Origin of the sequence: Hyphomicrobium sp. ghe19 (assembly GCF_902712875.1) — a bacterium.
In the GTDB taxonomy this organism is placed as follows: domain Bacteria; phylum Pseudomonadota; class Alphaproteobacteria; order Rhizobiales; family Hyphomicrobiaceae; genus Hyphomicrobium_B.
Genome location: NZ_LR743509.1, coordinates 2642528 through 2662603 on the forward strand (window position 1 = coordinate 2642528; position 20076 = coordinate 2662603).

A 20076-nucleotide genomic window follows, 5' to 3' on the forward strand; every position below is an offset into this window, starting at 1 on the left:
ACATTACAAAACAGCATCAAAATCGTTGACGCCACAAGTAACGCGGCAATGGCCGCTTATCACACGATGCGCCCTCGTGCGCCGCACTACCCGCTGTCGAAGCGGTCCAGCTGATGAACAGCGGCTGTTGAGAACAATTTTTTTTAATGAATTTTTCCTGTTCTTTGTCGTGCGGGCCATCAGCTCGAGCGCGGACGCTTCCTACCGGGAATAAGGTTCACAAAGCGGTAAAGACATGTTGAGTATGATCGCAACTTGAGAAGTTGCAACAGCCAGCGGATGATTACGCAAGCGGCGGATCATTCGCCGGCGCGGATGGCGGTCGGTATCGCATCCATCCGGTACGCCAACAGAGCGCGTCAGAAAAGAGGCTTGAAATGATTGGTCGGATCCTCGGCGAAACCCGTGAGAACTGGGCTGGACTTAACCTGTATCAGCGTTTCGAGCAGGTCGTTGTCTTGCTACTGGGTTTCCTCATCTCGGTCGTCATCGCTGGCGCTCTGTTCCACTTGGTCCAAACGGCGTTCGAGTTGCTTCGCCTCGGCTTGCTCGACCCCTCTCGTCCGGATGTGTTCCAATCCATATTCGGCATGATCATGATTGTACTGATCGCGCTGGAGTTCAACCACACGATCATGGGAGTTCTCGAACGTGGCCACAGCATCATTCAGGTTCGCGCGGTCGTGTTGATCGCCTTGCTCGCCGTGTTGCGCAAATTCATTGTCATTGAGATCGGAAACGCTGATGCGGTCCTGCTCTTTGCCTTAGCGGCGTCGACCCTGGCTCTGGGCGGCGTTTATTGGGCCGTACGCGAGCAAGATAGATCAATTCGAACGACCGAGGATGGCGGAGCGATCTAAACCCGCTCGGGACGCGCGGCGACAGCGCGCGCCAATCGTCGCCTGTTCACGTTTCCCGGAATTCGCCAACGGTCGAAGGACGGTGAACAAGCCCTAATGTCGAGCTGGATGTCTAAAGGTTCATGACCACGGCGCCGAACCCGATCACGGGGCCCCGATCAATCACGAAGCGGATGCCAGTGCTGCTTAGCGCGGAAGCTGACTTCGAACTCGGAGTCGCGCATGGTGTCGAGCAAGCGACATGTGATATCCGCATGACTGTGCTTTTCGGATGCCGGTGCTGAGGCCGCGCAGTCAAATCCTTACCTAGACACCAGCAGACCAGTCCGACAGGGACGTTCTCTCCACCGTTGCTAATGAGCGATGATAAGCGGGACGGAAGAGCTATTAAGAAGCTCATACGTGACACCCCCAAGCAGCCATTCACGCAAACGCGAATGGCCGTAACCACCCATCACCAGAACATCCGCGTCGCGACGGCGCGCCTCTTCAAGAAGGGCTTTGCCCACGCTCTCCTTGGGGTTCATAATATGGCGCAGCTCCGCCGGAATGCCATGATGCTCCAGATGGTCAAGCACCTCGTCGGCCACGATGGCTTCTGGTTCATCGGTGGCATCCTCGCTCACCAGAACAACCTCCACTGATTTTGCTCTACGCATGTATGGCATCGCTTCGGCGAGGGCGCGGGTCGCTTCGCGACTACCATTCCAGGCGATGAGAATGCTTTCAAAATGGAACTTGGTCTCGGGTTTGCCATGGGGAGCCAGGAACAGGTGTCGGCCCGATCCAAACAAAACACTCTCGACAAGGTCGTTGGGCTCACGCGATTCATTTGGCAGCAGTCCAACGAATGCGTCCGCTGAGCGTGCCTCGCGGGCGGCTATGCCGGCTGACTCTTCGATAAAGGCGTCGAAGCGGCGGATTTCGACAGGTCGTCCCAGCGCGATGAGCCGCTTGGTCAAGTCTTCCTTAACGCGATCGCCCTCCTTCTTAGCCTTCTCGATAAGGCTAACCGTGCCGAGGGCGGCCATGTCAGCATCGGCGGCCAACAAAGCCGGCAGCAAGTTCACGAATAGACCAATGATCCGGCCGTCATAAAGGTCGGCGATGCTTTCGGCAGCGTGCAGTCGGGTTTGGTCTGCGGCCGATCCATCGAGAGACACCATCACGTCTTTGATCATCGCGTCGCCCTCGGCTGTTGATCCGCTCAGTTCACCCTTTCTCAAGTGGCACAATGCGGCACTGCCAGACTCTGTAATTGATCGTCGTCATGATTGCCGAACTGCTCTCGCGCAATTTTGATGGCCGTCATTGTGCGCGCCGCTTTTCAGCGGCTGTTAGCAGATGTTTGCGACCGACAAGGTCGAGTGTTTGCCATAACAGCGGCCGAATATGTAAAACGCTTTCGGGTCGACGAGCCCAACGGCCTTTCCCTCACAGCCTTTGATCCGAGAGGTACGTCCGGCATCCGATCGGAGCGAAACGGAGGCCGAGCTGCTTAAGCCCGTCGGACTACTCGCTGACCTGCCGTTGCAAGGACAGTCGGCAATACGATTTGTTTCATCCGATTATTCTTCTGGTCTCGGCGTTCGGGATAGACCGTTTACCGAGAGCTGCCCATAACAACATCAAATTTGCAGCTTGCCACAAGATTGATGACCATCAGTTTCCGGCCGGCGAACTTCGCTTAGAAAGCGGATCATCGTTTGCGGACGATGGGGTCGTTTCGACGTGAGTTCACACTATGAAGGCGGACATTTGGTCTCGAACCTTGCACGCGGCGGATGATGGAGGTTCGCGGTCTCGCCCAATGAGCGATGGATTAGCGCGAAATTGGTGGGCAGTCGGATTGCGCGTGATTGCGGCGATTGCTTTCATCTTTATTTTGACGCTGCCCCGGCCAACAGTCGCATCACTCATCACAGCCTTTGGCGTGTACGTCACGGCGGACGGGATCTTCGCCATCATATCCGGTATTCGAGCGATCCAGCGCGGAGAGCGATGGAAGATGCTGATCCTCGAAGGTTCGATCAACCTCGCAATGGCCGGCGTAATACTTGCGATGCCGGAGCTGGCGATCATCCCCTTCGTGCACCTGACAAGCGCATGGGCGGTTCTTACCGGCGCGCTTGCTCTGGCCGCGTCACGGCGCCTAGCCGATGGCTATGGTCGCTTGCTTCTAGCTTTCAGTGGGGGAATATCGATCGCGTGGGGTGCGCTGCAGGCAGCCGCAGGACCGGCCGCAGAAACCGATGCAAGCAAGCTCGCAAACTGGCTCCTTGCCTATTCCATTTCGTTCGGCGTGGCGATGCTTGCCCTCTCAATCAAATTGCACCGATCGGCAATAACCACGACATCCGCTAGGCGGGACTTCTAAAGCGGAACTCAGGCAGCTTTTCCAGAGTCATATAGAACGGCGATGAAACGTCCGCCGATCCCGAGAAAAGCGCGGATGTCAGATAGCCTTGCGCCACGACCTTTGCGCCGTAATTGACGGCCGTCATGATCTCACAAATGTGCAGCATGATACCTAGGCGCTTCGTGTCATCTTTTGGGGCTCCCTATGGCTACAATCGATACCCGCCGCGATCAGATGCTCCCGAAGCTTACGCCTGAAGAAGTCGACAGGCTGCGCCGCTTCGGTGAAGTCAGGCGATACGCATCGGGCGAGCCTCTATTCGTTGCCGGTCAAGAGGCGCCCGGTATGTTCGTCTTCATTTCCGGAAGGGTCCTTGTTTCGCGCCGGGATCCGTTGGGCCACCGTGAACCGATTGTAGAGCAGGGCCCTGGCGAGTTTCTTGCCGAGCTTGGCCAGCTGTCGGGCCAGCGCGCGCTGGTCGATGGGCATGCCGTATCCGACGTCGAAGCGCTTCTCATCCCTCCCGAAAAATTGAGAAACCTACTTATTGCCGAGACCGATCTCGGCGACAAAATCATGCGCGCACTAATCTTGCGACGTGTCGCCTTGATCGAGATGGGATCGGGTGGGCCCGTTTTGATCGGTCCCGCCGAGAGCCCCGACATGGTGCGGCTGCAGGGTTTCCTAGCCCGAAATGCTCAACCGCATCAGGTTATCGACCCCAGCGAGGATCCTGAAGCGGCGGCACTCATCGATCGTTACGGGCCCAACGAGCTGCCTTTGGCGGTGTGCCCGAACGGAACGGTGCTCAAGAATCCCAGCGAGGCTGAACTCGCGCAAATGCTCGGCATGGCGCGTACCGACCTGCCGCACCGGACCTTCGACGTGGCTATCGTCGGCGCGGGTCCCGCCGGGCTCGCAACGGCGGTTTATGCAGCCTCCGAAGGATTGTCGGTGATCGTCTTCGAGCAACGCGCCTTTGGGGGACAGGCGGGAGCAAGCTCACGCATCGAGAATTACCTTGGATTTCCGACCGGGATCTCCGGCCAGGCGCTCATGGGGCGCGCCTATGTTCAGGCACAGAAGTTTGGCGCCGAGATCATCATCCCGGTGCCGGTAAAGCGGCTTCACTGCAACGACATGCCCCGCACGCTCGAACTCGAGCAGGGCAGACCCACCAAGGCCAGGGCCGTGGTGGTAGCCTCGGGGGCCAGCTACAGGCGGCCGGATATCCCGAACCTTCGGGACTTCGAGGGCCGCGGCGTGTGGTATTGGGCTTCGCCGATCGAGGCTCGCATGTGCCGAGATGCCGAGATTGTTTTGGTCGGTGGGGGCAATTCAGCCGGCCAGGGAGTCGTTTTCCTATCCCGCCACGCGAAAAAGATCTGGATGCTGGTGCGTGGACCCAGCCTGGACGCGACGATGTCCCACTATCTCATCGACCGCATCAAGGAAACGCCTAACATCGAGGTCCTGATGGAGACCGAGCTTGTTGCGCTTGCCGGGAATGAGGAGGGCAGGCTCACCCGGGTAAGGTGGCAACACAAACCAACCGGTAAGGAGACCGAGAAGCCGATCCGTAACGTCTTCTTGTTTATAGGCGCCGATCCCGCAACCAAGTGGCTAGAGGGTTGCGGTGTTGCCGTCGATGCTAAAGGCTTCATTACGACAGGCTGCGAAAGCGACGTGCCCGCGTCCGCTGGGCCTGATGGACGGTCTCGGGCGCTCGAGACGAGTGTACCCGGCATATTCGCCATCGGGGATGTCCGCTCGGGTTCGGTGAAACGGGTCGGGGCCGGCATCGGGGAAGGCGCGGCAGTCGTCGCGGAACTGCACTCATACCTCGCCGAGAGCTCAATTTCCGCGCAAGAGCGCAAAGAATCGATCGGCGAACGAACGCAAACAGATGCTGTGCTACTAGGGCATTCTGGATAGCCGTGTGTGGACGAGCCGACGATCAGGGGGTAACCCCGGACATCCGAAAGGGGCTGAGCAAACTCACATGGTTTAAAGGTGCTGACTTCGACGAATGTGGCGCGATCCAAAGCACAGAGCGCCAAACGACGACCAGCGAAGCGTCAGCGGAAGCACAGCCAGCGGTCGAGTGAGTTCCTTTGATGAACGCGCGCTTCGCGATCTCGACAACGCTGAGGTCTCAGACATCGGCCGAAACAAGATAGGTATCCGAATGCTTCCCCGAACTCACCTGCACCTTGATGGGCGTCATTTCACACACCTGTTCACAACCATATATTCTCCAATGTTGCGGGAATGCACGTCGGAGAACAGTTGAGTATGGCGAACCATTGCGCACATATCGCGCGAATCCGCGACGTCGTTCCAAGCGCTCTCGGGTGTGAGGAATGCTTAAAATCGGGCGATCCGTGGTTGCATCTGCGGGTCTGTCGCAGCTGCGGTCATGTCGGCTGCTGTGATCAGTCCCCGAACCGGCACGCTACGAAACATTTTCGCGCAACGAAGCACCCGATCATCGAAGCCTACGATCCGCCGGAAGGATGGGGCTGGTGTTACATCGATGAAGTGTTCTTCGATCTTTCGGACCGGCCGACGCCGCATCTAGGGCCGATTCCGCGATATTACTAAGGTCCCCGCGATTGAACGCAGGTGCGTTTGCTGCGCGATGGGTTCTGAACGCACCGTGCCGGAGAGACACCGCTCGCCGGCGGCTAGCCGCAGGTGTGCTGCTCTCGCCTCGATCGGCCTCAGTCCGGCATCTCGAGATACACTTCCCGAAACCCAAGGCGCCGCATGATGGAGGAAATCTCATGGTCACCGTTGCATTGTTCGTTCGCCTCGAGGCAAAGCCCGGCAAGGAGACCGCCGTCGAAAAATTCCTTACAAGTGCATTGCCGATCGTTGAAGCCGAGCCTGCGACGACAGTCTGGTTCGCGCTACGACTGGGGCCGTCGACGTTCGGCATTTTCGATGCCTTCCCGGACGATTCCGGACGCAACGCGCATCTTTCGGGGCGTGTCGCAGCGGCTCTGATGTCGAATGAGACCGCAGCGCTGCTCGCTAAACCGCCCACGATCGAAAAGGTTGACGTACTCGTTTCCAAGCTCCGGGAAGCGAAGGGCTAGCCGCCTGGCAATCGACCTTTCTATCAAGGAAAAACCCCGCAGTCCTTATTGGATTTAGGTCTCATGCTCCACTCCTCAGGTGGTGACGATGAGCCCAAATTTTTCAATGCTCAAACTGCTAGTTCTGTCTCGCACGTGCCGATGTTGGACATTTTGCTCACTGTTGGGGACAGCGTCACGAATGGTAACTTCGATCCGGTCATGCGACTGCCGTGCTCATTGCACGCTCGATCGCGGACGGTAGACTTGCGACGCCATAGGGATCGTCGTGTCTCGTTCCGTTCACGAAGAACGTCGGCGTACCATTCACGCCGCTTCGCACGCCGCCGATGAAATCGGCCTGAACCTTGCTCGCGAAAGTTTGCGCCGCAAGCGCATCGCGAAGCGCAATTGGCGGAAGCTTCAAACTTGCAGCGAGGTTGATGAGAAATGGTATGCTGAGCTGATGTTGATTGGCGAAAATGGCTCTGTGCATCTGCCAAAACACCCCACGACTGCCCGCGAACTCTGCGGATTCCGCTGCCGGTTCGGCGAACGGATGAATCTCGACCAGCGGAAAGTGCCGGAAGACCAAGCTCACGCTGTCGCCGAACTGCGCTAAAATTTGCGCCAATACCGGCTGCGCAGCCCCGCAAAACGGACACTGGTAATCGCCATATTCGACGAGCATTACCGGCGCGTGAGGCTTTCCAAGAATATGGTCAAGCGGCGTTACTGGCACTCTTAGTCGCGACATTGGACGTTTCCTGCGAAGGAAGAGATTCCAGGGCGTCGAGAATGCCGTCCGCGCCCGGATTAACAGCGATTGGCGATTGGTAGCTCCAAGCGATTGTTCCTTTTTCATCGACGACGAACAAAGCTCGCTCCGCCACTCCATCTTTATTTCGGTAGGCGCCATAGGATTTGGCGACGGCGCCCTTCGGTTCGAAGTCCGAAAGAAGCGCAAAATGCAGTTTGCGATCTTGCGCAAACGCCTGATGGCACCAAGCGCCGTCTACAGAAATGGCGAGCAGCTCGGCGCCGTACCTCCGAAACTCGGAGAGGACATGGTTGTAGAGACTCAACTGGTCGCCGCAGACCGGACTCCAGTCAGCGGGGTAAAATGCAAGGATCACCCGTCGCCCGGAAAACTCGTCAAGAGATAGCATTTGGTCCGGGGTGACGTTGAGCGTGAAGCCTGGGGCCCGAACTCCTTTACCTAGGATGTTGGTCACGATCGCCTCCGTCCTCGACCGAATGTCGCCATAGCGGCGGCCGCATATGCGCAGTCCGCCGGAACAGAAGAAACGATAGGACGATTGGCTGCGGGTCCGCCTTGACGATCGTCAGATTTGTAGGCCGAGTCAGTCAGTGCGCCAAGAAGCCCTCACGCTCCAGTACTCAGGTGGTGAAAGCGTTGTGTCGCCGAACAGAACTTCTCTCCTGCTCGAGAGCTGCATGAGAGCGCGGAATTTGGTGATGACGCCTCGCACGACGTGCCGTCGTTGACGACCGTCAATTTACGATGCGCACTTACGGCCTATCATCGTCGCGATTATTGGCAAGGGAGATCAGACGCGATGGCCAGCGCCGACCCCTATGATACTCTTGGGGTACCACGGAGCGCTTCCCAGAAGGACATCCAGAACGCCTATCGCCGACTGGCCAAGAAGCTGCATCCCGACCTCAACCCCGGTGACAAGGAGGCGCAGAGCAAATTTCAGGCGCTCTCCTCTGCGTATGACGTCCTGAGCGACGAGGAAAAACGTGCCCGCTTCGATCGCGGCGAGATCGATGCGTCGGGTGCTGAGCGGCCACAACGGCGATACTATCGCGACTTCGCACAGGCAGGCGCGGGGGCGCAGCGATATGAAACAGCGTCGGGCTTCGGCGACTTCGGGAATGCAGACGACATTCTATCGGCTATTTTCTCCCGAGGCGACCGGCGCGGCTTCCGCGCACGCGGCGATGATAGGCACTATCGCCTGGAGGTAGATTTTCTTGATGCTGTGAACGGCACATCGGAGCGAATCACCCTGCCGGACGGGCGTAGTCTCGACGTCGTTATCCCGCCCGGCACAAATGATGGTCAAACGCTTCGTCTGGCGGGACGGGGAGATGCCGGCCCAGATGGCCGCAACGCGGGAGACGCGTTCATTGAGATCACCGTCCGCCCACATCCATTTTTCAAACGCGACGGCCGGAACATCCGTCTTGACTTGCCGATTTCTCTTACCGAGGCCGTGCTCGGTGGCAAGGTTACTGTTCCGACACCCGCCGGACCGGTGGCGGCCACGATTCCCAAGTGGTCCAATACCGGAAAGGTCCTTCGGCTGAGAGGGAAAGGCGTCCCAGGGCGAGACGGTAAGCGGGGCGACGAATATCTAACCCTGCAGATCATGCTCCCCGATCAGCCGGATGCAGAGCTTGTGGCATTTGCCGAGAGATGGTCGGCCGGAAAAGCCCACAATCCTCGGCAAAAGATGGGAGTGTGATGTTCGATACGAAAGAGTTTTCCCGATTGGCTGGAATTTCGTCTGCAGCGGTTCAAACTTGGACTAAGGCTGGATGGATCTGTCCGAGGCAAACGCGGTCCGGCCAGCGTTTCTCGACGATCGATCTTGCGCGGGTGCGGCTCATTCTCGATCTTCGCGGTTCGATGGGCGTCAACGATGAGGGAATTTCCATAATTCTGCATCTCATCGATCAGATCTATGCTTTGCGCAGCGCGCTGCACGTCGTCTCAACGATGGCAATCCGGAATGGCTCCGACGGACGGAACATCACGGTCGCCGCATTCAAGCCGGAATGGGTCGAACGGCACCGACGCAAAGCCGCTTACGGCCGATAGTAACAGCTCTCGGTAAAAGTCGAGCGCGCCCCCTCGGGGCGTGCGTTCTCGTGCGTATCAGCGCATACCCCTACTGCTCGGCATAGCTGCCAAGAATTGATCGTGATAATGCGTACAAGCACCTTAGTTCGTCGACATGTTCTCTCGGGCAGATTCACGCCGCCTTGCTGACGCCCACGAGAGCCGGCCTGAGAAGACGGTCGTGTTGCATGTAGCCGGGCTGAATAACTCTCGTCACTGTTCCCGGCAAGCACTGCGTATCGGATTCCTCAAAGCTTGCCTCATGACGGTGCGGATCGAACGGTTCTCCGAGCGGGTCAATCCGCACAAGGCCATGATTGGCGAATGTGTCTAGAAGGGCTCGACGCGTCGCATCGACCCCTTGCAGAAGATTAGCAACTACGGGCCAGGAGCGTTCGGCTTCGGGGACGCTCGCAATGGCGCGCTCCAGGTTGTCGACCGATGACAGCAAGTCGCGGGCAAAGCCCGAAGCCGCGAATCTAGCAGCTTCATCTCGGTCTCTTCGCGCCTGGCTGCGGACGTTTTCCTGGTCTGCGAGCGCCCGCAACAAGCGATCTTTAGTAGCTGCCAGTTCCGCCGCGAGTTCCACCGTGGACGGTTGCTGGGGCTGTTTTGTTTCATTCTCGGCGCCGACAGGGCGCATTTGGTCTTGCTCAGCCATGGATCAATGCGATGAACGCCTCTGGTCGTTGACGTCCTCGAATTCCGCATCGACGACGTTGTCATCGCCCGCTCCTTCGTTCGACGTCGCGTTCTGGTTGCCAGCGCCTGCAGTCTGTGCCTGCGCCGCCTCGCCAAGCTTGCTTGCGGATTGACTGAGGGCACTGGCTTTCGCTTCGATCTGCGCAGCATCGTCTCCGGCAACTGCGGACTTGAGATCGGAAAGGGCCGTCTCGATAGCCGTCCTGTCCGCGGGTTCGAGTTTGGCGCCGTGCTCGGCGAGTGACTTCTCCGTCGAATGAATTATACTTTCCGCTTGGTTTCGCGCCTCAATCAGCGCTCGGCGTTTCTTATCCTCGGCGGCATGCGCCTCGGCCTCTTTCACCATTTTGTCTATGTCGGCTTCGGAAAGACCGCCAGACGCCTGGATGCGGATTGATTGCTCCTTGCCGGTGCCCTTGTCCTTGGCGGAGACATGGACAATGCCATTTGCATCAATGTCGAAAGTCACCTCGATCTGCGGCGCGCCTCGCGGTGCCGGGGGAATTCCGACGAGATCGAATTGACCGAGGAGTTTGTTGTCGGCTGCTATCTCGCGTTCACCCTGGCCGACACGGATAGTGACGGCCTGTTGGTTATCCTCAGCGGTCGAGAACGATTGGCTTTTCTTCGCCGGTATCGTGGTGTTGCGATCGATGAGGCGCGTGAATACGCCGCCCAATGTTTCGATGCCGAGCGAGAGTGGTGTTACGTCAAGAAGAAGCACGTCTTTGACATCGCCTTGCAGCACGCCAGCCTGAATCGCTGCACCGATGGCAACGACTTCATCCGGGTTCACGCCCTGGTGCGGCTCTTTCCCGAAGAACTGCTTCACGGTCTCCTGGATCTTCGGCATCCGGGTCATGCCGCCGACGAGCACCACTTCATCGATCTTCTTTGCATCGACCTTCGCATCCTTCAGCGCGGCTTTGCATGGTTCGATCGTGCGTTGCACCAGATCGTCGACCAACGATTCGAATTTTGCGCGCGTGATCCTCACATCGAGATGCTTTGGCCCGTTCTGGTCTGCCGTTATGAAAGGCAGATTGATGCTCGTCTCCATTGTCGTCGAGAGTTCGATTTTTGCCTTCTCGGCCGCTTCCCGCAGGCGCTGCAGCGCTAAACGGTCATTGCGCAGATCGATGCCCTGCTCTTTCTTGAACTCGTCGGCGACGTAATCCATAAGCCGCTTATCGAAGTCTTCGCCGCCTAGGAATGTATCGCCATTGGTCGCTTTAACTTCGAAAACGCCATCGCCGATGTCCAGAACTGAAATGTCGAACGTACCGCCTCCGAGATCGTAGACAGCGATCGTTCCCTGACCTTTTTTGTCGAGCCCATAAGCGAGAGCCGCTGCTGTCGGCTCGTTGATAATGCGCTGGACTTCGAGGCCCGCGATCTTGCCCGCGTCCTTGGTCGCCTGCCGCTGCGCGTCATTGAAATAGGCTGGCACGGTAATAACGGCCTGAGTAACTTTATCGCCGAGGTACCGCTCCGCCGTCTCTTTCATTTTCTGCAGGATGAAGGCGGATATCTGGGACGGTGAATATCTTTTGCCGTTGGCCTCTACCCATGCATCGCCGTTGTCTCCGGGGACGATCTTGTAGGGGACCAGGGCTTCGTCTTTCTTTACAATCGAGTCGTCGAAACGGCGCCCGATCAACCGCTTGATCGCAGTGATCGTGTTTTCTGGATTGGTTACGGCCTGTCGTTTTGCGGGCAGACCAACAAGTGCCTGACCGTCCTTCGTGAACGCCACAACGGAAGGCGTCGTCCGCCCTCCCTCCTCGTTCTCGATGACCTTCGCCTGCTTGCCTTCCATCACAGCGACACAGGAATTGGTCGTTCCCAAGTCTATGCCAATTATTTTGGTGGCCACTTCTGCCTCCATCGCTCCGATTCATATTCGCTGAGATACAGTCAACGGCTTCTGCGGGATTGCCGCCATGACGGTTGTCAAGACGCCAACAGGGCATCGGCGGAGGCTTCGTTATCCAGGTTGTCAAGCGCTCGCAGCGAATCCGGCGCGGCACGCCGCAAAGACTTCAAAACTGACAGTCGTCACGGCGAACGAAGCCCGGCAGAACGCCTTGACAGTCCGGTTTGCACAAACCGATTTGCTTGCTCATCATGCAATCGATGCGTGACAAAAAAATAGAGGCACAGCTGTCGAACCGCCGCGCCTCAGAGTTGACGGAAGAAACGCACACCATGCTGCTCAAAATATTAGCTCGATGATCGGCGTTGTCATTGACGGTCGTCATTTCTGGTGCGGACAAATGCCCTCGCGATAGAAGTGGACCAATCACACCGTTTCTGCGGACCAATAGTTCATCGCCGCGCCTTAGCGCCGACCCGAAAATGCGCGGCTTGCCGAGCGCGATGTAAATTGGTGAAATCCCCGTAGGGAAACCCGTATTTTCCTTGTTCTCTGGCTCCGCTCGCGCCCCATAGAATTGATACCTGTCATAGACTTTCCGGGCAGTTCATATCAGCTGTTGGAGTTACCTCGGAGCATCCGAGGCCTCTCGCGGGGAAAACGCTACTGCATCCCGGGGTTTCTTCGCGGCCCTCATCCATGAAAGTCGTGCAGCCAAGAGTGAAGCCGAGACATGACCGCATTCGAAGAGCGTGAAAGGGCATTCGAGAAGAAGTTTGCCATCGACGAGGAACTGAAATTCAGGATTGAAGCGCGCCGAAACAAGCTTCTGGGCGAATGGGCGGCGGCGAAGCTTAACCTCTCCGGATCGGCGGTCGGCGAGTATATCAGGGAGCTTACCGAAATTCAGGTGACCCGCGGAAGCGAGGGGGTATTCGAAAAAGTGATGAGCGACTTCGAAGCCAATGGCGTTGGGGTCACAGCAAATGAACTCAGAAAGACGAGTCTGGAGTTTCAATCGAGGGCCGCGAAGGAGATCAAAGCGGAGCCGAACGTATGAGGCAAGTTAAAGCGGATGAGGAAGGTGCATGTCATGCCAGGTAACGCGGCCACAAAAAATTGACGGCTATCATGGCTCGAAGAGGCACGCCTGTCCAAAATCACAGATAGCTCGCATGTATGGGCCGGCGTGGTAGCACTCAAAGAGGAGCCATTCATGACTCTCGATTTTACTAGACGGACGCTTGCCGTTGCGGATCTCATTGCAAATTCGATCGTCATCGTCCGGTCGCCTGTTGGCTCTCAGACGTATCCTTTCCATCTGCTCCTGATCGCCGCCCTGCTTCCGATCGGTGCAATTCTGTTCACGGCGCTTGAGAATAAGCCCGCGCGTGCCGCCGCAAGCATTGAACTTGTCGAGGTCGACGCCAAGGTCGTCGCGAAAGGCTATCCAGCCTCAAAGCTTATCGGTACCAAGATCTACAATGCCAAGGGCGAAAAGATCGGCACCCTGGACGAACTTGTGATCGAGGGTGACAACGTCAATTTTGCTGTGCTTCAGGTCGGTGGCTTTCTGGGCATAGGCGGTAAGCTTGTCGTCGTTCCCTACAAGGACCTCTCGATCGATGCGGAGGGCGATAAAATCGTGCTAGGCGGTGGCAGCAAGGAACAACTGATGAAGTTGGCGGGATACGAATACAAAGCTCTGGGCGCCGCGCCGACAGGTCTCCTCTCGCGCGTTGTCCCGACAATGTCCTCGCCCTCGGGCTCCCAAGCCTCGGGACCCACTGGAGCGATCGACAAAGCCGTGCCTCCGATGAAGCCTTGAACACGCATTGATCCGTTTTATCGCGCGGTTGGCTCAGGGGTCAGCGATAACTATGAAGGCACCGACAGATGGTCCGCAGATTATTCTTGCGCACAGTTCTTTCCGCCGCGGTTGTCTTGCTATCCGCCCCGACGTTCGCCGGGGAGGTCGGCCTCGTAGCGCTAGACCTCAAAGATGTTGCAAAGGGCTATCGAGGCGAAGATCTAAAGCAAAAAACGGTCGTCAATGAGAAACGAGAGGACGTTGGCAGGATCGATGATTTTATCTTTTCAAGGAATGACAATCAGGTATTTGTTGTATTGGTCGTCGGCGACTATGTCGGAATTAGCGGATCACTGATCGCGGTTCCGTTCCGTAGCCTCAAACTCGATGATCCGTCAGGCTTGATCATCCTGCCGGGCGCGGACCGCGCAGCTCTGCTAAAGCTCCCAGTGTTTCTCTACAATCATTGAAATCGGCCTTCGCTTGGTCGGCCTCGCCAGATGCTCGACTGACCACGTGCATTCAATATTCCAGGCATTGAGCCACGAAGGGATTCGCCGATGCAGAATGTCGACATACCGGACGTTTCCGAATTCAAGGGGCTAGCCGCTGTACGCAACGAGACCTGCGTATCGATTTATCTGCCGATCAATCCGGCGCGGGAAGCTGGTCATGCCAATCGCCTCCTTCTCAAGGATTTAGTGAAGGACGCAGTGCGTCAGTTGCAGCAGGTCAATCTCGATGAGGAGAGCTTCTCGCATCTCTCACATCACTTCGAGCACCTTCTAGGCATCAATAAGGACCCTGATATCGAGGAGAAAGTCAGGCTACGTCAGCGGTACCGCAAGAAATTCGAGGAAGTATCCGAGTTCTGGAAGTCACAGAGCAGAGGGCTGGGCATCCTCGCCACACCGGAAAGCATGCGCACATTTCGATTGTCGAATGCGGTAAAGCCGTTGGCGGAGGTCGCTGACCGGTTTCATATCCAGCCCCTGGTGCGTACGATGACGATGCCGCACGAGGCTTACGTGCTGGCGCTCACCCAGAACAGCGCCCGCCTCCTTCACATCTTCGCGAATATGCAGCCGGAGGTCGTTCACGTTCCGAAGTTTCCAAAGAGCTTACCCGAAGGCCTGCTCGTGTATGCGCGCGCGCCAAGTATCAACCTTATGCTGCCCGAGTATGAAAAGGTGCTCATGCAGGAGTACGTGCACAAAGTCGACAATGCTCTCAAATCGGTCCTGACCGGCCGCGACACGCCCTTGATACTTGCCTCGGAGGAGCCCCTAGCCTCGATATTCAGATCGCATAGTTCCTCGCCCCATCTCTTACCGGATATGATCTCCGGCAATCCAGACGACAAGAATGACGCGCAGCTCTCGGACGACGCCCTGGCTGTTCTAGAACGCTCGTATATGCGGGAGATCCAAAAGATTCTTGGCGACTACGACGAGTTGAAACCTCGGTTTGCGACGACGGACGTATCATACGCCGCTCACTGCGCTACATACGGAGCGATCGATAAGCTGATCATCGATATCGACGCAAATATTCCCGGCATAGTTGACGACGACGATGGGAGCGTTACCTACGCCGTTTCAGATGATGCCGAGACCTATAGCGTTGTCGACGAGATCGCGAAGCGGGCGTTCATCAAAGGAGCGCGAGTGCTGGGCGCTTCCAATGAAGAGCTTCCGGATCACGCTCCGCTGGTCGCCATTTTGCGATTTCGGCTTTGAGTTGGCACATTCGCCGGAAGTCAGCGATTAACGCTTATACTTTTTTAAGATTTTGGCATCGCGCTCGCTCGGCACCATACTGATGATCGTCAATTGTTGGAACAGAGCGCGGGGCGCTTAAATCTTAAAATAACGCCGGAGACCCTGCTTCACGTTCCGCACATCGCTCGATGGACAAAGTCCGGAAGAATGACAACCATCAATGCGGTGAAACTCTCAATCTGCGACATATCTCGAGCAGCATTTGCTGCGCATACTCGCGAACCATCGTCCCAAGGTTTTGAAGACGCGGAGATTCGATGGAAACCGCTGAACTCTTTGCAAGTGCAGAACCGCATGATCCGGAGACTTTGAACATTCTCGTCGATGCATTCGAAGGCGCTTGGAGCGAGATCGAAAAACGCTACGAGGGTCGCCCTAGACTCCGCGACGAAGCGCGGCCACGGCTTGCCGACGCTGTTCTGAAGGTAGTGAACGACGGCGCTCGAGTTCCTGCAAACATCAAGGAATCAGCCTTGCTCATCTTGGCCATCGAAGACTCAAACCTCCGTTGATGTTCGGTGAGGTTCGCGGCTGATTTAGGATGGTCATGCAGATAAACCTCAAAAGGAATGTCCCAGCGTCTCCCCGCGACGCCTTCGCAACTCTTGCGGATGTCCGGGCTTGGCCTCTGATCATCGGCTCGATCCGAAGCGTCGAACTGCTGACGCCGGAGCCGGTCACTGAGGGTTCAAAGCTGCGTGTCTCACGCTTTTTATTCGGCCGCGAGACGACCCAGCTCTTTGAGGTCTCGCGTCTTGAGCCACCCCGACAAATGCGCTTATCGGTGGAAGATCCCGACATAGATTTTGATCTGGATCATGTGATCGACGGAATTTTTGGGGGCGGGTCCCGCATCATGCTGATTTTTCGGGCCCGCCCACAGACGCAGGTCGGAAAAGCGGCCCTGCCTTTCATGTCACCGTTTATGGGTATTACGCTGCGCGACGAACTCGAACAGGACCTCTTGGATCTTGCCACGGCAATCACGCTGCGATCGGCTCAGGAAGAGCCAAGAGCGCACGCCGGCCATCAACCAAAGCCGAGGACGTGAAGGCCCGATTTTCGTCAGATCGATAAGCGCCAGGGTGACGTCGCACGCCCCGCTGCCGCCGAGAATGGCTTCATAGCATCTCGAGCGCGCGCGGGCCGTCGGGCGGGGGGAATAATTTGTCGAGTTCTGCGAGCTGTTCAGCAGTTAGCTCGATACTCAATGCAGCGACGTCTTCCTCGAGACGTTCCGGACTGGAGGTCTTAGGAATTGCGATCACGTCATCGTTGGCAAGCAGCCAACCGAGAGCAGCGCTCGCCGGCGTCATTCCATGCCGTTTCGAAAATTCTATGAGCCTCCTATTTTTAAGAAGGCGTGCCTGCTCAATCGGCGAATAAGCCATGATTGGAATCTTGTGCTGCCGCATCCACGGCAGCAATTCCCATTCGGGACCGCGCCGCGTGAGGTTATACAGGATTTGGTTCGTGACCGCGGCCGTCCCGCCGCGAACGTTCCAGAGCTCCTGCATATCATCGGTGTCAAAGTTGCTGACGCCCCAGTAGCGAATCTTGCCTGCATCCTGAAGTGCTTGAAATCCGGCAACAGTCTCGTGAAGGGGAATACTTCCGCGCCAATGCAGCAGATAAAGATCGATCCGATCGGTCTTGAGGCGGTGCAAGCTGTTCGCACAGGCGACGGGGAGTTGGTAGAATGATGCGTTATGCGGATAGACCTTACTGACAAGGAAAACTTCGTCGCGTCGCTCACTCAGCGCTTCGCCGATCAGCTCTTCCGCAAGGCCTTCACCGTACATCTCGGCAGTATCGATGAGCGTGACGCCGAGATCGACTGCATGCCTCAAGGTCGCGATCTGTTGCGCGCGCAGCGCCGGGTCTTCGCCGAAATGCCAAGTCCCCAGACCAAGCGCAGGCACCCGCTCCCCTGATGGAAGCGCGACAGTTCGCATGGTCCTCCCGTGTTTTGCAGGCCCGCGATCAACCGTCTTGATGTGAAGAGTCATGACTATCTTCCTCTTTTGATCAGACTAAGCCGCGTCTCGCTCAGTCCTTCGTATGTGATGCCATAGAAGATGGGTAACGACAGATAGATCGCCAGCGCTAGTAGCGGCGACCAGAACCATCCCATCAAGCCTGCAATCACATACAGAGCGATACCGATCCAAGCTCGCACTCGTTCCTTCGGAAAAAAGCCCGGATTTATGTCTTTCTGCAGCAGGTATGGATGAATGGTTAGCACGTGGAACAGGAGCAGCCACGCCAGGCACATTAGCCCGCCGATCAACGCATAGACGGCTTCCGCCACCTGCGCGTCGAAGAGGTTGCCGTGCTGAAGGGCAAAAGAAAGGAGCGCCGTGGGAAACGGTATCAGTGCCGACGTCAGCAGGAGGAAAAGATTGGCGAGATGCAACATGCGGTCACAATAGCGGACTCGCGAGAAGACCGCATGATGGTTGAGCCAGATCACGCCGACGTAACAAAACGATGCCAGGAACGCGACGTAATTCGGCCATTGATCGAGCAGCTTGTTCAGAAGATGCCCAGCTTCATGCTCAGGGCGCACAATCTCAACCACAAGGAGGGTGATCGTGATCGAGAAGACGCCGTCGCTGAACGCCTCGAGCCGATCGGTCTCGGCAAGGCGCACCCGCGGAAGCGAGGGAGGTTCCGACTCGACTTCTCGTTGAAACGCCTGTTCCTTTCTCTGGCGCATCCGCTAAATTCCTGGCTGTGGTACCGACGACGCAGGCGCGCATGCCCGAGACTGCATCCATTTCTGCTAGCCGTTGCGGACGCGAAGAACGATCTTGCCAAGAACGTGTCGTTGCGCCAGATGCTCGTGGGCCTTAGCTGCTTCGTCAAGGCCATATCGGGCAGCGATAGGAACTTTCAGTCGCGATGCATCTACGGTGTCATTCAGACGCTTGAACTCATGCACACCGGCTATCGCGTCGTAAGCGGTGAAATCGACACCGTTCCGCCGTTTGGGTAGAGGCTCCACCCCGTTCGGATAGGCCACACGTCCGCCCTTGCGCACAGCATTGACGCACCGGTCCAATGCGACGCCTCCGGCGAGCGCGAGAACGGCGTCAATTCCATCAGGTGCCCAGCGCATAATGGCGCCGGTGAGATTTTGGTCGCCGGCATTAAGAGCCTCGTCCGCACCCAACTCGCGCACAAACGCCAGGGCCTCGGCCGTCGTCGCGGTTGCAAGCACCCGTGCTTTTCGCAATTTTGCGAATTGGATGGCAAGACTTCCGACACCGCCCGCGGCGGCGTAAATGATGACACTCTCGTCCTTTGCTACGTGCAAGGCATCGTCTACTCCCTGAAGCGCGGTGAGCCCTGTCGTTGCGATTGCACCGGCCTCCTCCAGATGAAGCGACTTCGGCTTTGGAGCTACCTTTTCGGCCGCTACCGCAACGAACTCGGCATAAAATCCTCCTTTGGGATTTTCGTAACTATACGAGTAGACTTGTTCACTGAGTTCGAGACGCCGAACACGAGAACCCACAGCCGCGATCGTGCCCGAACCGTCAGTCCCGAGGACCAAAGGAAAGCGGGGTGGTCCGAAGAGTTCCCCCTCCCTCATGTCGGCGTCCCAAGGACCGACACCGGCAGTATGCACAGCCACGAGAACTTCGTCGGCGCTAATGTCAGGGACAGGAACCATGTGGATCTTGAGCTGTTTTGGGCCGCCGAAGTGGTCGATTGCCGCTGCTCGCATCGTTTTCGGAAGCATCCTCGCGCGATGCTCGCCAGAGAGGACGCTTTCGTTGTGAGGTATCGAAGTCATGTCGGCACATTGTCTGGCTGTCGCGCTCGCGAGCGGGTCAGTGGCGCCATGACGACGCGATGGGGCAGCGCATATCTGCCGATCTTCACCGCCTGGAAGAGGGCTGGAGCAGTTATCGTCTGCTCACGTGCGATTTCCGTGGTTTCGCTCATCGGCTCAATTGCCTTCTCATCACATTCGTCACCTCAAGTCATCGCTCGCAGGCGCCGGATCTCTATCCGCCAACTACGCAGCTTGCGATCTAGATGCGCGGGCCTCGCTGAACAGCTTGATCATTTCGCGGTTGAAGGCTGGAATGTCGTCCGGCTTACGGCTTGTAACGAGACCCTTGTCGACAATTGCTTCCTCATCGACCCATTCCGCTCCAGCATTTTTTAGGTCGGACCTGAGTGACGGCCATGACGTCATCCGCCTCCCTTTTGCGGCGCCCGCCTCGATGAGAGTCCAGGGTCCATGGCAGATCGCCGCCACTGGTTTTCCAGCCTCAAAGAACGCCTTCACGAAGTCGACAGCTTTCGGGATGATGCGCAGCGTATCCGGATTGAGCACACCTCCGGGCAGCACAAGCGCGTCAAAGTCTTGAACATCTGCGCTATCGAGGGGTACATCGACTGAGAAAGTGTTGCCCCACTCCGTGAATTCCCATGACCGCACGTGTTCTCTCTTCGGAGATACAATGACCGTCGTCGCGCCCGCGTCATCGAGAGCCTTGCGCGGCTGGGTGAGTTCGACCCGCTCGAAACCGTCTGTAACAACGAAAGCTATTTTCCTTTTTTTCAGATCGGGGTTTGCCATCTTGCAACTCCTTTTCATCTTTACCAATACGATGGCGAATGGTTTGGAATGCTATCGGCGTGAACTTGGTTCTGGTGTTAGAGGAAGCATCGGCGTGCTACCGGCAGACGCGAAGGCTAAAGCGTCGTCACGCTGCTTC

Annotated in this window: 24 protein-coding genes; 13 read left to right on the top strand and 11 right to left on the bottom strand. The window is 57.2% G+C overall.

Annotated features, from left to right (window positions below):
* Positions 1 to 377: 377 nt before the first annotated feature.
* Positions 378 to 860: a phosphate-starvation-inducible PsiE family protein gene (locus tag AACL53_RS12865; protein WP_339084913.1), complete on the top strand. Its 483-nt coding sequence runs from the start codon at positions 378 to 380 to the stop codon at positions 858 to 860.
* Positions 861 to 1213: 353 nt separating this feature from the next.
* Here the strand turns inward: AACL53_RS12865 and AACL53_RS12870 are convergent, their stop codons facing one another.
* Positions 1214 to 2041 carry a universal stress protein gene (locus AACL53_RS12870; protein WP_339084914.1) on the bottom strand — a complete coding sequence of 276 codons (828 nt, stop codon included), beginning with the start codon at positions 2039 to 2041 and terminating at the stop codon, positions 1214 to 1216.
* A 629-nt stretch (positions 2042 to 2670) separates the two neighbouring features.
* Between AACL53_RS12870 and AACL53_RS12875 the strand changes: the two genes are divergently transcribed.
* Positions 2671 to 3237 carry a DUF308 domain-containing protein gene (locus AACL53_RS12875; RefSeq protein WP_339084915.1) on the top strand — a complete coding sequence of 189 codons (567 nt, stop codon included), beginning with the start codon at positions 2671 to 2673 and terminating at the stop codon, positions 3235 to 3237.
* On the opposite strand, the gene AACL53_RS12880 is transcribed toward AACL53_RS12875, so the two are convergent.
* A complete protein-coding gene (locus tag AACL53_RS12880) occupies positions 3221 to 3385 on the bottom strand; it encodes a hypothetical protein (protein ID WP_339084916.1) in 165 nt (54 codons plus the stop codon). The genes AACL53_RS12875 and AACL53_RS12880 overlap by 17 nt on opposite strands.
* Positions 3386 to 3423: 38 nt before the next feature.
* Between AACL53_RS12880 and AACL53_RS12885 the strand changes: the two genes are divergently transcribed.
* The 3 genes from AACL53_RS12885 to AACL53_RS12895 all read left to right on the top strand — a co-directional run bounded on the left by AACL53_RS12885 (position 3424) and on the right by AACL53_RS12895 (position 6320).
* The gene (locus AACL53_RS12885; RefSeq protein ID WP_339084917.1) at positions 3424 to 5154 is read left to right on the top strand and encodes an FAD-dependent oxidoreductase; all 1731 of its coding nucleotides are present in this window, start codon (positions 3424 to 3426) and stop codon (positions 5152 to 5154) included.
* Positions 5155 to 5514: 360 nt separating this feature from the next.
* Positions 5515 to 5823, top strand: a complete 309-nt coding sequence (locus tag AACL53_RS12890; protein WP_339084918.1) for a UBP-type zinc finger domain-containing protein — start codon at positions 5515 to 5517, stop codon at positions 5821 to 5823.
* 182 nt (positions 5824 to 6005) lie between these two features.
* A complete protein-coding gene (locus tag AACL53_RS12895) occupies positions 6006 to 6320 on the top strand; it encodes a putative quinol monooxygenase (protein WP_339084919.1) in 315 nt (104 codons plus the stop codon).
* A 199-nt stretch (positions 6321 to 6519) separates the two neighbouring features.
* Here AACL53_RS12895 and AACL53_RS12900 read toward each other — a convergent pair whose 3' ends face one another.
* Together AACL53_RS12900 and AACL53_RS12905 are read right to left on the bottom strand one after the other, a co-directional pair.
* The gene (locus AACL53_RS12900) at positions 6520 to 7056 is read right to left on the bottom strand and encodes a thioredoxin domain-containing protein (RefSeq protein WP_339084920.1); all 537 of its coding nucleotides are present in this window, start codon (positions 7054 to 7056) and stop codon (positions 6520 to 6522) included.
* Positions 7022 to 7534, bottom strand: coding sequence for a redoxin domain-containing protein (locus AACL53_RS12905; protein WP_339084921.1), 513 nt, complete (start codon positions 7532 to 7534; stop codon positions 7022 to 7024). Before AACL53_RS12905 ends, AACL53_RS12900 begins: the two co-directional genes overlap by 35 nt.
* Before the next feature lie 345 nt (positions 7535 to 7879).
* Between AACL53_RS12905 and AACL53_RS12910 the strand changes: the two genes are divergently transcribed.
* Positions 7880 to 8794, top strand: coding sequence for a J domain-containing protein (locus AACL53_RS12910; RefSeq protein ID WP_339084922.1), 915 nt, complete (start codon positions 7880 to 7882; stop codon positions 8792 to 8794).
* Positions 8794 to 9150, top strand: coding sequence for a chaperone modulator CbpM (locus tag AACL53_RS12915; protein ID WP_339084923.1), 357 nt, complete (start codon positions 8794 to 8796; stop codon positions 9148 to 9150). Before AACL53_RS12910 ends, AACL53_RS12915 begins: the two co-directional genes overlap by 1 nt.
* A 154-nt stretch (positions 9151 to 9304) precedes the next feature.
* Here AACL53_RS12915 and AACL53_RS12920 read toward each other — a convergent pair whose 3' ends face one another.
* Both AACL53_RS12920 and dnaK read right to left on the bottom strand, forming a co-directional pair.
* A complete protein-coding gene (locus tag AACL53_RS12920) occupies positions 9305 to 9832 on the bottom strand; it encodes a nucleotide exchange factor GrpE (protein ID WP_339084924.1) in 528 nt (175 codons plus the stop codon).
* A 3-nt stretch (positions 9833 to 9835) separates the two neighbouring features.
* The gene (gene dnaK, locus AACL53_RS12925; protein ID WP_339084925.1) at positions 9836 to 11749 is read right to left on the bottom strand and encodes a molecular chaperone DnaK; all 1914 of its coding nucleotides are present in this window, start codon (positions 11747 to 11749) and stop codon (positions 9836 to 9838) included.
* A 733-nt stretch (positions 11750 to 12482) separates the two neighbouring features.
* On the opposite strand from dnaK, the gene AACL53_RS12930 reads away from it, so the two are divergent.
* The 6 genes from AACL53_RS12930 to AACL53_RS12955 all read left to right on the top strand — a co-directional run bounded on the left by AACL53_RS12930 (position 12483) and on the right by AACL53_RS12955 (position 16391).
* Positions 12483 to 12809 carry a DUF1476 domain-containing protein gene (locus tag AACL53_RS12930; protein WP_339084926.1) on the top strand — a complete coding sequence of 109 codons (327 nt, stop codon included), beginning with the start codon at positions 12483 to 12485 and terminating at the stop codon, positions 12807 to 12809.
* A 156-nt stretch (positions 12810 to 12965) separates the two neighbouring features.
* Positions 12966 to 13577, top strand: coding sequence for a PRC-barrel domain-containing protein (locus tag AACL53_RS12935; RefSeq protein WP_339084927.1), 612 nt, complete (start codon positions 12966 to 12968; stop codon positions 13575 to 13577).
* Between the two features lie 68 nt (positions 13578 to 13645).
* Positions 13646 to 14029: a PRC-barrel domain-containing protein gene (locus AACL53_RS12940; protein WP_339084928.1), complete on the top strand. Its 384-nt coding sequence runs from the start codon at positions 13646 to 13648 to the stop codon at positions 14027 to 14029.
* Between the two features lie 90 nt (positions 14030 to 14119).
* Entirely contained in the window at positions 14120 to 15298 is a 1179-nt protein-coding gene (locus AACL53_RS12945) for a hypothetical protein (protein ID WP_339084929.1), read from the top strand.
* Between the two features lie 299 nt (positions 15299 to 15597).
* Positions 15598 to 15852: a hypothetical protein gene (locus AACL53_RS12950; RefSeq protein WP_339084930.1), complete on the top strand. Its 255-nt coding sequence runs from the start codon at positions 15598 to 15600 to the stop codon at positions 15850 to 15852.
* Positions 15853 to 16124: 272 nt separating this feature from the next.
* Positions 16125 to 16391 carry a hypothetical protein gene (locus AACL53_RS12955; RefSeq protein ID WP_339084931.1) on the top strand — a complete coding sequence of 89 codons (267 nt, stop codon included), beginning with the start codon at positions 16125 to 16127 and terminating at the stop codon, positions 16389 to 16391.
* A gap of 70 nt (positions 16392 to 16461) precedes the next feature.
* Here the strand turns inward: AACL53_RS12955 and AACL53_RS12960 are convergent, their stop codons facing one another.
* From AACL53_RS12960 to AACL53_RS12980, 5 genes are all read right to left on the bottom strand, one after another.
* Positions 16462 to 17295 (bottom strand): aldo/keto reductase, encoded by an 834-nt coding sequence (locus tag AACL53_RS12960; protein ID WP_339084932.1) that lies wholly within the window; start codon positions 17293 to 17295, stop codon positions 16462 to 16464.
* Between the two features lie 56 nt (positions 17296 to 17351).
* The gene (locus AACL53_RS12965; RefSeq protein WP_339084933.1) at positions 17352 to 18059 is read right to left on the bottom strand and encodes a TMEM175 family protein; all 708 of its coding nucleotides are present in this window, start codon (positions 18057 to 18059) and stop codon (positions 17352 to 17354) included.
* Between the two features lie 66 nt (positions 18060 to 18125).
* Positions 18126 to 19142, bottom strand: a complete 1017-nt coding sequence (locus AACL53_RS12970) for an NADP-dependent oxidoreductase (protein ID WP_339084934.1) — start codon at positions 19140 to 19142, stop codon at positions 18126 to 18128.
* Positions 19139 to 19294, bottom strand: coding sequence for a hypothetical protein (locus AACL53_RS12975; protein ID WP_339084935.1), 156 nt, complete (start codon positions 19292 to 19294; stop codon positions 19139 to 19141). Before AACL53_RS12975 ends, AACL53_RS12970 begins: the two co-directional genes overlap by 4 nt.
* 73 nt (positions 19295 to 19367) lie before the next feature.
* The gene (locus AACL53_RS12980) at positions 19368 to 19937 is read right to left on the bottom strand and encodes a type 1 glutamine amidotransferase domain-containing protein (RefSeq protein WP_339084937.1); all 570 of its coding nucleotides are present in this window, start codon (positions 19935 to 19937) and stop codon (positions 19368 to 19370) included.
* Between the last annotated feature and the right edge of the window lie 139 nt (positions 19938 to 20076).